12 protein-coding genes are annotated in these 12353 nt (G+C 60.2%); 4 read left to right on the top strand and 8 right to left on the bottom strand.

From position 1 onward, the window contains the following. Positions 1–53 precede the first annotated feature (53 nt). Positions 54–872, top strand: coding sequence for a peptidylprolyl isomerase (locus QFZ94_RS07065; protein ID WP_429456007.1), 819 nt, complete (start codon positions 54–56; stop codon positions 870–872). Positions 873–1015: 143 nt separating this feature from the next. On the opposite strand, the gene QFZ94_RS07060 is transcribed toward QFZ94_RS07065, so the two are convergent. After that, positions 1016–2524, bottom strand: a complete 1509-nt coding sequence (locus tag QFZ94_RS07060) for an MFS transporter (protein WP_368585533.1) — start codon at positions 2522–2524, stop codon at positions 1016–1018. 331 nt (positions 2525–2855) lie between these two features. Here QFZ94_RS07060 and QFZ94_RS07055 point away from each other — a divergent pair, with 331 nt between their 5' ends. The 3 genes from QFZ94_RS07055 to QFZ94_RS07045 all read left to right on the top strand — a co-directional run bounded on the left by QFZ94_RS07055 (position 2856) and on the right by QFZ94_RS07045 (position 6444). Further along, a complete protein-coding gene (locus QFZ94_RS07055) occupies positions 2856–3968 on the top strand; it encodes a porin (protein WP_429456006.1) in 1113 nt (370 codons plus the stop codon). Positions 3969–4509: 541 nt separating this feature from the next. Beyond that, positions 4510–5217, top strand: coding sequence for a dienelactone hydrolase family protein (locus QFZ94_RS07050; RefSeq protein ID WP_368585464.1), 708 nt, complete (start codon positions 4510–4512; stop codon positions 5215–5217). 525 nt (positions 5218–5742) lie between these two features. After that, on the top strand, positions 5743–6444 hold the full coding sequence (locus tag QFZ94_RS07045; RefSeq protein ID WP_368585465.1) for a GntR family transcriptional regulator: 702 nt from the start codon (positions 5743–5745) through the stop codon (positions 6442–6444). Between the two features lie 106 nt (positions 6445–6550). Here QFZ94_RS07045 and QFZ94_RS07040 read toward each other — a convergent pair whose 3' ends face one another. From QFZ94_RS07040 to QFZ94_RS07010, 7 genes are all read right to left on the bottom strand, one after another. Further along, positions 6551–7096, bottom strand: coding sequence for a flavin reductase family protein (locus QFZ94_RS07040; protein ID WP_246391938.1), 546 nt, complete (start codon positions 7094–7096; stop codon positions 6551–6553). Positions 7097–7195: 99 nt separating this feature from the next. After that, complete coding sequence (locus tag QFZ94_RS07035; protein ID WP_429456005.1) at positions 7196–7867, bottom strand: 4-carboxy-4-hydroxy-2-oxoadipate aldolase/oxaloacetate decarboxylase; 672 nt, start codon at positions 7865–7867, stop codon at positions 7196–7198. Beyond that, positions 7864–8541, bottom strand: a complete 678-nt coding sequence (locus QFZ94_RS07030) for an RraA family protein (RefSeq protein ID WP_176106756.1) — start codon at positions 8539–8541, stop codon at positions 7864–7866. Before QFZ94_RS07030 ends, QFZ94_RS07035 begins: the two co-directional genes overlap by 4 nt. A gap of 2 nt (positions 8542–8543) precedes the next feature. Beyond that, the gene (locus tag QFZ94_RS07025) at positions 8544–9206 is read right to left on the bottom strand and encodes an RraA family protein (RefSeq protein ID WP_429456004.1); all 663 of its coding nucleotides are present in this window, start codon (positions 9204–9206) and stop codon (positions 8544–8546) included. Between the two features lie 14 nt (positions 9207–9220). After that, positions 9221–10225: a protocatechuate 3,4-dioxygenase gene (locus QFZ94_RS07020; protein ID WP_368585468.1), complete on the bottom strand. Its 1005-nt coding sequence runs from the start codon at positions 10223–10225 to the stop codon at positions 9221–9223. 28 nt (positions 10226–10253) lie between these two features. Then, a complete protein-coding gene (locus QFZ94_RS07015) occupies positions 10254–11267 on the bottom strand; it encodes an amidohydrolase family protein (protein WP_368585469.1) in 1014 nt (337 codons plus the stop codon). Between the two features lie 58 nt (positions 11268–11325). Next, positions 11326–12285, bottom strand: coding sequence for a PDR/VanB family oxidoreductase (locus QFZ94_RS07010; protein WP_410853194.1), 960 nt, complete (start codon positions 12283–12285; stop codon positions 11326–11328). Positions 12286–12353: the final 68 nt, after the last annotated feature.

Raw genomic sequence — 12353 nt, 5'->3', positions numbered from 1 at the left:
TCGATCCCTGATCGGACCTGGCGTTACACACACCAACCAAAGTGGTCCGCTTAATGAAAGTACTATCACTACGGATGTTGGCACTTGTGCTCGGTGCAACGCTCTCGCTGGCGACGAGTGCGACAGAGAAGCCCTTTGTCACGGTCAATGGCAAACCGGTTTCTCAAGCCGACGCCGATTTGTACGTCGGACAGGCGCATGCGCAAGGATTTTCTGATTCCCCACAATTGACCGACCATGTCCGGGACGAATTGATCCGGCGCGAAGTTCTGTTCCAGCAGGCGCAGAAAACTGGCTTCGACCGCAACCCGGAAGTCGCGGCACGTGCCGAGGCCGCGCGGCAAAGGATTCTCTCGCAGGCGCAGGCGACGTGGGAGATCGAGATCGTCAGAGCGTACATGCAGGACTTTCTGAAAAAGAATCCTGTCAGCGACGATCAATTGAAGGCGATGTACAACGATATGAAAGCAAAGGGCGGAAGCGCGCAATATAAAGTCCGCCATATCCTCGTCAAGGATGAAGGTCAGGCAAAAGACATCATTGCGAAGCTGAACAAGGGAGCGTCATTCGGCGACCTCGCAAAGGAATCGATCGATGCCGACACTCGATACAACGGCGGAGATCTGGGCTGGATAACTTCGAGCAAGGTGGTCAAACCGTTTGCTGACGCGGTTTCGCATTTGCACAAGGGCGAATACACGCGCACGCCGGTCAAGACCGGATACGGTTTTCATGTGATCGAAGTCGATGACACTCGCCCTTTGCAGGTTCCGTCGTTCGAAGACATGAAGCCGATGCTGTACCAGCAGGCGCAAGCGGAACTCGTCGACAGGATGGTGAAGGATCTTAGAGCGAAAGCCACCATTCAGTAAGCGGCCAAATCACGTTCGTCATCCTTGGGATGCGATTGCGAGCCTGATGTGACGACGTCGGGTCTCTTCGTCCAACCCATTCGCTCCCCGGCCTTTCATTCGGATCGGGGAGCTTTTTTTATTTGCCGCTGATATTCCCGCACTCAGCTCTTGCGAAACACCACGTGCGAGATCCGTTGCACCAGCAGCGCGGCCGCGAGCGATGCCACCGCCGTCAGCCACACGCCCATATGAATGGACTGCACGAGCGCATCGCGCGCGCTATCGATCAGCGCGAGCGTATCGAGTCCCGACGTCTTCATGTCCGCGATCAGCTGCGTGCGCGACGCATCGTCGATCAGGATGCGCAGATCCACGAAACGCGGCCGCCATTGCGATGAGGCCGGCTCGCCGAGCACGCTCATCGTGCGCGTGACGACGTCGCGATAGTGATGCTGCACGACCGTCGCGACGATGCTGGTGCCGAGCATGCCGCCGACCATACGGGTCGATTGCAGCAGCGCGGTCGTGATGCCGAAGCGCTCGCGTCCGGCGATCTCCTGGCCGAACACGTTCAGATTGTTCAGGATGAAGCCGAGGCCGATGCCGACGGCGCCCATCGGCAGCACGATGCGCAAGCGCGGCGTATCCGGATTCGCGAAAGCGAGCGCGATCGACGCGAACATCAGCAGCCCGAAACCGATGGTCAGAATGCGCGTGGGCTTCTTCATGTGAATCACGATGCGCGTGTTCAGCAGACTGCCGAGCGCGATGCACGCGGCGATCGGCGTCGCGAGCAAGCCGGCCTGCTGCGGCGACAGACCGAAGCCGCCTTGCAGCAGCAAAGGCGCGAAGAAGATCAGCGAGAACATCACGAAGCCGGACAGCATGCCGAGCGTGAATAGCGTGACGAGCTGCGCGTCCTTGAACAGATCGAGCGGAATGATCGGATGCGTGGCGCGCTTTTCGCACTTGAAGAGCGCGACCGCGCCGATCATCACGCACGCACCGAGCACGAGATTGCCCACCGTGAGGCCACTCTTCGGCACCGCTTCGATGAAGGCCTGCAACCCGCCGAGCACGCCCGCGACGAGCCCAGCGCCGAGCCAGTCGATCTTGACTTCGCCGTCCTGCGGCCGCCGGAAGTTCGGCAGATGGATCCAGACGAAATAGAGCGCGGCCGCGCCGACCGGCAGATTGATGAGAAACGTCGAGCGCCAGCCGAGGTGCTCGCTCATCCAGCCGCCGAGCGACGGGCCCGTCGCCGTGCCGATGCCGTAGGTCGCGGCCAGCACGACCTGCCAGCGCACACGGGTACGCGGGTCGGGGAACAGATCGGGAATCGACGCGAACGCGGTGCCGACCATCATGCCGCCGCCGATGCCTTGCAGTCCGCGCGCGATCGCGAGAAACAGCATGCTGTTGGCGAGGCCGCACAACACCGACGCGACCGTGAATGTGATCACCGCGGCGATCACGAAGCGCTTGCGGCCGAAGTAGTCGCCGAGCCGCCCGAACACCGGCACCGTGACGACGGACGCGAGCAGGTACGCGCTCGCGATCCACGCGAAATATTCGAAGCCATGCAACTCGGCGACGATCGACGGCAGCGCGGTGCTGACGACGGTCTGGTCGAGTGCGACCAGCATATTGACGAGACCGATGCCGAGCATCGCGTAAAGCGCGTGGCGAAACGGCAGGGCGGGGGCGGCGGGAGCGGCGGAGGCGGAACTGGCGGCGGGGGCGGTGGAATTCACGGATCGGGCAGAAGGCGGTTCGGGGTGGACGCTGCACGGCGTATCGCGGTCAGGCACCCGGCGATTGTACGCAAGTTGTCTGACGTCTTGAGGATTATACGGGTTTTCCCCTAGTCAAAGCCGTTCATCGCGCGAAAACCACACTGCGACCGACGCTGCCGCGCGCATGCTCTCGCCCGAACGTGGTAAGTTCGCTCGCGGAATATCCGATCGATGTGTTTGAGGAGGACTCATCCTGCGTCACGTCATGGCTTGCCTGCCGAACACAGTCCGCGAAGCCTTGACGACCAGGGGCGGCGTGACAGCGGCCTGGTTAAGTGGCGCGCTGCTGCTCTACGCGCACGGCGCAGGCGCCGTCACCGACATCGATACCGGCACCGGCGCCGCCTCCGCTTCCGGAATCAACGCCGGCTTCGTCTCGCTGTATGGCGTGATCGACACGAGCGTCGAAGTCACCGACCCCGGTTCGGGATGGGTCGCGCGCATGGACTCGGGCGCATATCGCGGTTCGCGCGTCGGGCTGCACGGCGCAGAGCCGCTCGGCGGCGGCAACGCGATCGTGTTCACGCTGGAAAACGGCTTCAGCTCGACCGACGGCAGCCTGCAGGTGCCCGGCTCGATCTTCAATCGCCAGGCATGGATCGGCGCGAGCGGCGGCTGGGGCGAACTGCGCTTCGGCCGTCAGTATTCGCCGATCTATATTCCGTTCAAGGGCGATCTCGACGCGTTCGGCGCCGGCACGATCGCTTCGGGGCTCAACAACCTGTCGAAAATCACCCCATATGCGAACGATGCGCTTGCGTATCTGTCGCCGCGCATTGCCGGCTTTAGCGCGACGCTGATGATGGCGATGCGCGATCCGTCCGAGAAGGACGGCAACGGTATCGACGGCTATTACGTGACCGCGTCGTATCGGTTCGACCAATTGCATCTGCTGTACGCGCGCCAGCAGACCCACGGTGCCGGCGCTCTGCGCGCGAATCTCGGCGGCGCGAACTACGCGTTCGGCAAACTGCGCGTATGGCTGTCCTTCTTCAATGGCGATGGCGGCGCGCCGGTCTATCACGGCGCGGGCGGCTCGCTGTCGGCGCAATACAGCTTCTCGACCAACGCGCGCGCGTCGCTCGGCTATGCGCACGTGCGCGACTACACGACGCCCGGTGGCAGCGCCGACCAGTTCAGCGCGGCATTCGAATACAGCATGTCGCCGACGCTGCTGCTCTACTTCAGCGCCGCGTATCTCGCGAATCACGACGACTCGAGCTTCACGCTGCGCGGCGTCAACGTGACCGGGCTGCCGGTCGCCTATCCGGGTGCGCCTGTGGCGGGTGTTCAATTCGGTGTGATCGAGCGTTTCTAGCGCGGATCGCAATACGTGATTAATTGGTATATGTCGAATGCACTTTAGATGCGACTGCGAATTGACGAGAGAGTCGCGCGAGTCGGAATTGCAAAAGCGTCGCGAATAAAAAAAAGCCGACACAGTGTGTCGGCCTAAAGATTCTGGCATCCGAGGATGATGGCCAGAACCTGAGAGACATGGACCCGCAGAGCAGCCCCAGTGCGGTATTTCGGGCCGCCGCGACGCGGGTCGATCTGCGTCGTACTTTAACGTTAGCTTTCAGCGCGAGAAGATTGAGAGCGCGTTCCGCTGATTGCTCTTCGTTCGAATGCCGATCCAGAAAGCATGGCGTGGAGTATAGCGTCGCCAATCGACTTTGTGGAACCGCACTTCGGCGAATGGGTTAATGAGGTTTTCCGGATGTTTAACGTCGTATGGTTGGATTTACATAATGCGCAGATTCAACCGGAGCACTCCCGCGCGCTGACACGGTTCCGATAGAACAGGAAACGGGGTAGTGGCGCTATGCTAGCGGTTTCGTCTACTCGAGGAGCGACCGATGACCCAACACGCAGGTTCGATGATCACGTTCAACCGTCCCGACGGCAAGCAGCTACAGGGCTATCTCGCGAAGCCGGAAAAAACCGCGGGCGCGCCCGCGATCGTCGTGATCCAGGAATGGTGGGGATTGAACGACCAGATTCGCGGCGTCGCCGATCGCCTCGCGAAAGCCGGCTACTTCGCGCTCGTGCCCGATCTGTATCGCGGCAAGTCGACGGTCGAAGAGGACGAGGCGCACCATCTGATGAGCGGCCTCGATTTCGGCGATGCCGCAACGCAGGACGTGCGCGGCGCGGTCCAGTATCTGCAGCAGCACGCTGCGAAGGTCGGCGTGACCGGCTATTGCATGGGCGGCGCGTTGACGTTCCTCGCGCTGTGCAACGTGCCCGAATTGGCGGCCGGCGTCGTCTGGTATGGCTTCCCGCCGCTCGACTATATCGATGCGTCGAAGATCAAGGTTCCGGTGATGGGCCACTGGGGTACGCAGGACGAGTTCTTCGCCGCCGATACCGTCGACGCGCTCGAAAAGAAACTCACCGACGCGAAGGTCGACATCGAGTTTCATCGTTATCTGGCGCGTCACGCGTTCGCGAACGAAACGGCGGTTGGATCGGGCCGCATTGCGAGGACGCAATACGATCCGGTCTGGGCACAACAGGCCTGGGATCGTACGCTGACGTTCTTTGGCCGCACGCTGTGGAAATGAGTTAGTGAATGGCGGAAGTGGACGGCCGCGCTGTTTATTTGCAGCGCGGCCGTTTTCTTATGCAGCCTGTACCGGGTTTGCGAGGTGCGCTTCAAACCCTGCGTGCTGAATGGCGTTGCCAAGCTGGCGGATGTGGACTGCCTGATTTTGCGCAAACATAGTGTTCCTTATCGGATGCGTCTATCTAGAATTGCATTTGAAAGCAAAGCCAACATAAAATGCTAAACGGTATTGGAATCCTCGGTTAAGTTGTGGACAGCAGCACTTAACTCGGCAGACGGGTGTCAGTTCATTTCGCTGTTCTGGACCTGAAAGCGTCATTCCTCTCGTGGGGAACGGGCGACATCTTCGCTGACATTGTCTGACCGGTCGCGCAGCCGCTAATACAGTTAAGTACCTACCTAATATTCAAGCGAAATTCGCGAGTCCGAGGCAACACGCAGGGCGGCGGGCGTCCGTGGCCAAGGGCCGGCCACGACGTGTCGTTGACGGTTGCGTCGGGATATTCTGAGATATAATACGAAAATGAATACGATTGCGATGCTAGGCCGAGTGACTTCCGGCGAACTTCAGGAACTGGACGGCAGTGATTTCCCGGCTCAGGTGGCGGCAGAGACGCGCAAACTGATCAACCGGGGAGTGCTTGCGCCCGGCTTCCAACTACGACAGTCCGATCTTGCCGAGCGCTTCGGAATTAGCCGAGTGCCCGTGCGTGAGGCGCTGAAACTGCTGGCCGCTGAAGGCATCATTGAACACGATCCGAATCGTGGGTTCTTTGTCGCCCAACTGTCGAGCGACGAGGCACGGCAACTATATCGGATGCGGCAACTGCTCGAAGCCGAATTGCTGATGACCATCGAATGGCCGACGCCTGCGCAGATGAAGCAACTCAAGGCAATGCTCGCGGATCTGGAGCATTTGCTCGGTGCGGGTAATCGCGAAGGCTGGATCGAGCAGCACCGCGCATTCCACGACATGATTTTCGATCTGTCACCGAACAAGGTCCTTAAGCGCGAAGTGCTGCGATTGATGCGATTGACCGATCGCTATCGCGCATTGGCCGCGGATATCTCTGCGAACCCTGAGCACCGCAATGCGAATATCGAGGCGCGGTTGGTGAAGGCGTTGCAGAGTAAGGATAAGGACTTGCTGCTCGCGACCTACGAAAAGGGCCGATCAATTGTTTTGAGCGGATTGATGGCGGTGCTTGCGGCCAGAGAGACCTGAATGATAGAAGGGGCACCCACGGTGCCCCTTTTTTCATCTACAGCCCGTTTCGCGCAACGTGTTTGTCGTTCGACGCCGACTTGAAGACGCCTGCCGAATTGCTAAATTAGTCGGAGCCCCAGTTCGAGATCCAAAGCATGTCGTGGAAATCGACGGCCTTATTGGTTTGAAATTCACCGTAAGAACCCTGCGAATACAGTAGCGGCGTCTTTGCGTCCGTATTAATGGCGGTTCCCAGCACGTGGCCAAAAATTACGGCATGCGTGCCGATTTCGACGATACGTTCGACGCTGCAATCGAAATTCACCATGGCCGTGGCCAACGCCGGGGCGCCGGTCCTAATGCGATTCCATGTGCCTGCCTGGAATTTCTCCTCAGGCGAGATCGGGCGAGAAAATCGTTGTGCCAATTCCTGCTCGCTGCGCGCTAGCACATTGACGACGAAATGACCGGTCGCCTGCACGTGTGCCAACGACGAATTCGCGCGATTGATGCAGACGAGCAGGATAGGGGGCGCCGCACTCACCGAGGTCACGGCGGTTGCTGTCATGCCAGCGAGTGGACCGTCAGCGTCAGAACCGGTGGTAATCAAACATACGTGCCCGGTGAGACTGCGCATGGCGCGCCTAAATTCAGATTCTTCGATGCTCAATTGCGCCCCCAGGTCATCAAAATTTGGTGACACTAAAAGAAACACGGGTGGCGTCCCAAAGACGGCCGCCCGTGAGAGAGACTCGCACCTCTCAGCTGGTTACTGGTCCCAGCCAAAGATACTGAGCGTGCTTTCGCCGGCCTCTAGCCGTTTCAACTGCTGTGCTTCGGCGGCCTCGCGTGCTTCCGACGCTGCGATAGCGGTTGCGACTTGCTCGCGCGGAATGCAGACGACACCATCTTCGTCGCCGACGATCAGGTCACCTGCATTAACGGTTACGTCGTCGAGTCGGATCGGTGCGTTGATCCAGCCACGTGCGCCAAAGTCTTTTCCGGTGCCGCGGATGCAGAGTCCTCGGGCGAAAACTGGGAAGCCGATCTCGGACAGCAGTCGCTGATCACGAACGCACCCGTTAATGACGAGACCTGCAAGCCCGCGAACCTTTGAGGCCGTTGACATGATCTCGCCCCAGTACCCATGCTCATACGCTTCGCTGACCGATACGACCAGCACATCACCCGGCTGCGCTGCGTAGATCGCCCGGTGCAACCACAGGTTGTCGCCGCCCGGCGAATGGACGGTCACAGCAGGGCCACACAGCTTGAAACCCGGTGCCACAGGGTGGATTGCAGCCGGCAGCGCACCGATCTTTCCAGCCGCTTCATGCAGCGTGGCAGACGGCAGTTTGCCAGCCGCCTTGATCAGTTCGGCATTCGGACGTTGAATATCGAGGCGTGTCGTCTCTGCCGGGTTGAAGCGCGGACCGGTCATGCTTTGCTCCCGGTGGTGCGCGTTTGCAATTGATGGTACTTGAACTGCTTGCGCGCTTCGTCGAGGCGCATGCCCGACGCGACTGCTGCACGAATGGCTCTTTCTGCTGCGTCGATTTCTTCCGCAGCGGCGAGCACACGCTCTTCGTGTTCTTTGGGAATCGAAATCACGCCATCGGCATCACCGCGCAGCAGGTCACCTGGGGCAACACGTACGTCGCCGATGTTGACCGGCACATTCGTGGCTTCGACTTGCACGCGATCCTTGCCCGTGCGCATCCAGTTGTCCTTGGAGAACACCGGATAACCGAGCGACAGGCAGAGATGGACGTCGCGGTTGATGCCGTCGATCACCGTGCCGGCAATGCCGCGACGGTGTGCGATTTCAGTCAGGATGTCGCCCCAAACGGTGGCATCGGTGCGACCGCCGTTGTCGAGAACGATCACGCTGCCGGGCGGCACGTCGTCGATGAAGTCGCCGACCGTGCCTGCGGGAGAAGCAGCCGGGCCGTAAAGGATCGTGAATGCACGGCCAGCCATGCGGAAGGACGGATCACGGGGCTTGATACGGCTGCACTGGCCGTTGAGGCCCAGACGATCGAGAGCGTCGCTCAACGTCGCCGTTTCGAGTTTTGCCGCACGTGCGACGTTCTTGTCTTGTTCGATTTCGGACATGACTAATCCTTAAGCATGAATTCGTAGTTGCCGCCCATCACTTCGTGAATGGGGGTACCTGCCAGTACAGCCTTCGCCATCAGAGCTTCACGCGCCACGATCGACTCGGCGGTTTCGATCACGCGTGCAATGTTGGCGGCGCTGATGAAGATCACGGCGCTGCTGTCGGCGATCACATAATCACCAGCTTCGACGGCGGTACCGAAGACCTCGACCGGAACGTTGACGCCTTTCTCGACGATGCGACCGCGGGCAGTGCGGGCGGTGAACGCGTTCGCGAACACCGGCAGATCCATCTCGCGGGATTCGTCGATATCACGGACCGGGCCGTCGGCGATCACGCCAGCGATGCCGCGAACCTTGGCGCCCAACGAGAGGATGCCGCCCCACGAACCGGCTTCGACGCCCGTGCGCTGTCCGACAACGATCACGTCGTCGGCGCCGCCGAGTTCGATAGCGGTGGTCCCGAGGTGACGCGGCGGGCCCGGAGGCGGATCGCCAACACCGAGTTTCATCGTGATCACGCGACCTGCGATCCGGCTGGTGCCCGAAGCCTGCCTCACACCGCTGACGACGCCGCTCAGACCGAGTTTGTCCAGCGCATCCGAGACGGCGCAGCAGTCCAATCGCCGAAGGCGGTGGACGTATTCGTCTTTGCTTTTCATATCTTTGCTAATCCTTATTGCCGGTCCGGCGACTTCCAGTAAACGAAACCCATCGCGTTGCCGGTGCCGGCTTCGCTGCGATAGCACGGCACGTAATCGACCACCGTCATGTCGAAGCCGATTTCGTCCATCACGCCAGCGACCGGAATCCAGTTCTTGATTTCCGACGTGCCTGCCTGGAAGATCGCTTCATCGAGTTCGAAGACCGGCGAGAAATCATGGTTCTTCATTGCGCTCAGGACCAACTGATCGACGCGCTCGTCGATCACGAAGTGCGTCAGACCGCCCGAGGCGATGACGGCAACGCGTGCATCCGTGTCCCACGACTGGATAGCGCGACCGATCGAGCGGCCGAACGCGTGGCAGCGGGCAACGGTCGGTTGATTCGGCGGGTAGAACGTGTTGACGAGCACCGGCACGGTCGGGATCACCTGATCCTTCATCAACTGACGGAACACAAAGCCGAACGCGTGCGGCGTTTCGGTTTCCGACAGACGCTGAAGGGCTGCGACGTCGAACTGATCGTTCATCGCGGTCTTGATGATGTGCTTCGCGAGTTCGGGAACGCCGGAGTAACTCGCGGTATCCGGCATATAGCCAGGCATCGCGTGACGCACGCCCGGGGGCATCGTCTGAAGTTTCGCGTGGCTGATCATGTTGTTCACGATCGTCGGGCCACACATGACGCTGAGTGCGGGGATGCAGTCGGTATCGAAGATCTCCATCTGATCGTTGCCGACGATCACAACGACGTCCGGCTTCGCTTCGGCGAGAACCCGCGCCATCTCTTCGATAGCCGCGAGACACTGGGCGTGCCTGGCTTTCCATACGTCGAGCGTGATCTGGTCCCCGAGGTTCTCGGCACGCCGATAACCGACGAGTTCATCGAAGGACCACTCACGGCCCTCGAAGTGATGCTTACTCAGTCGGTCATCGGGTACACGAGCGCCCCAGGTTTCAGGCGGCGTCACGAGCATGGGACCGTGCGATGTCCCCATTCCCAGTACGATTTTTGCCATGGTTTTCGAGTCCTGTGGGCGCTGGGAATTATTCGTAATCCGCGAGGTCGAGCTTGAAGAAGTCGCGAGCATTGCCGAAGAAGATCTTGTCCTTCTCTTCCTGCGACAGCCAGTCGAAGCCCTGGATGTACGGCTTGATGTCGTCGAACGTGCGGCCCGTATCCGGATTGATAGCCGAGCCGACGCCCGGGCACTCGGCGCCGAACAGGCAGCGATCGGCACCCACGGTCTTGATCAGCAGGCGCAGCGACTCTTCCGAATAGAGCACGGTGTCGTAATACAGGTTGCGCATACCTTCGAGGAAGTTGCGGCCGGCGCGTGCCGCACCCGACTGGAAGCGACCGATCTGATACGGGATCGAGCCGCCGCCGTGCGAGATCATGATCTTCAGCTTCGGGAAGTCCTTGAACACGTTCGAATTGACGAGGTTGAACACCGCGATCGTTTCTTCATTGATGAAGTGAACGGTGTAGGGCGAGCGAGCCGAGTGTGAACCCGTAGCGTGGATATGCGCCGGAATGTCCAGTTCGCACAGCTTTTCGTACAGCGGATACCAGTAGCGCTCACCCAACCCCGGAGCTTCGCTGCCGCTGTTTTCGAACGGATCCGGGTTGAGCAGCACGCCCTTGAAGCCGAGTTCCTTCACGCCGCGTTCGAGTTCCGGCAGCACGGTTTCGATCGGGTCACCCGCAACTTGCGGCAGGCCGCCCACACCGATGAAGCGCTTGGGCAGCAGCTTGACCGTGCGCGAGATGATGTTGTTCGTTTCTTCGGTGAACCAGTGGACGAGTTTGCCCGGCTTCTGGCTGTGCATCATCTGGAACGGACGCGGCGACAGCAGCTGGACGTTCGTGCCCACGCGATCGAGCATGTCGATGTGGCCGACCGGCGCCATTTCCTTCTTGTTCGCGTAGTGCAGGATCTCTTCGTCCGTCACTTCCGGCATCCTGCGACCATGTTCGCCGCGATGCGAGAGGATGTGTGCCTTGTAGACCCAGAGTTCGGCGGGCGCGCTGACGTGACCGTGGCAATCGATAATCACTTACTTGTCTCCTTGACTTAACGTGAGATGAGGGCGACGTCGTCGCCCGGTGTTCTACTTACAGATCGAGGACGAGACGGTCGCCCTTACAGCCAGAACAGCAAATGATCATCGTGTTGTTCGCAGCCTTTTCGGGCTCCGACAGAATGGCATCGCGGTGATCGGGTTGGCCTTCGAGCACGCGGACTTCACACGCGCCGCACACGCCTTCTTCACAGGAATAGGAAATGGGGATTCCCGCGTCGCGCACGACGTTGAGAATCGTTTTGCCCTGCGGGACCGTCAGGGTTTTTCCGCTCTTGCGCAATTCGATGACGAAGTTCCCATCGAGCGCGGCTTCCTGCTTCGCGGAGAAGTATTCGACGTGAACCTGTTCCTGAGGCAGCGACGCACACGCGGCTTCGAACGCCTCGAGCATCGGGCCGGGACCGCAGCAGTAGAAGTGAGCGGTGGACGGTTCTTTCTTGACGACGTCCGCGATGTTGAGGAATGTGCCGGCCTCGGCATCGACGTGAACCAGCGCGCCTTCGAAGGTTTTCAATTCCTCGGCGAATGCGACGTCGACGCGTTCACGGCACGAGTAATAGATACGCGGCGACTGTCCGAGCTCTTTCAGACGACGCGCCATACACAGAATAGGTGTAATCCCGATACCGCCGGCGACGAGGACGGTGTGCCCGGCATCTTCATTGAGCGGGAAATTGTTGCGAGGTGCTTCGATCTGGATGAGATCGCCGACCCGCATCGTCTCGTGCATATAGCGCGAACCGCCGCGCGACTGCGGATCGAGTTTGACGCCGACCACGTACGAACGCTGTGTCAGGCTGTTGCTGTATTCCAATAGCGAGTACTGACGGGTCAGGCCGTTCGGCAAAACGACTCCGACGTGAGCGCCCGGTTCCGCCCCGGGCAGCAGGTTGCCCTCGGGGTCTTCGAATGTGAAGGCCAGCGTGTTCCGGGCCAGATAGTTGATCGCCGTCAAACGCAGGGTCATCACTTCATTTAGTTGTTCACTCATGTCACCTCCAAAATCGTAGAACGCGGAGAACCGCGCAAACGGCGCGCAAGAATTACACATCACGCTTC

Origin of the sequence: Paraburkholderia sp. JPY465 (assembly GCF_050436725.1) — a bacterium.
GTDB lineage: Bacteria > Pseudomonadota > Gammaproteobacteria > Burkholderiales > Burkholderiaceae > Paraburkholderia > Paraburkholderia youngii.
This window is presented reverse-complemented; position numbering and strand designations above follow the sequence as displayed.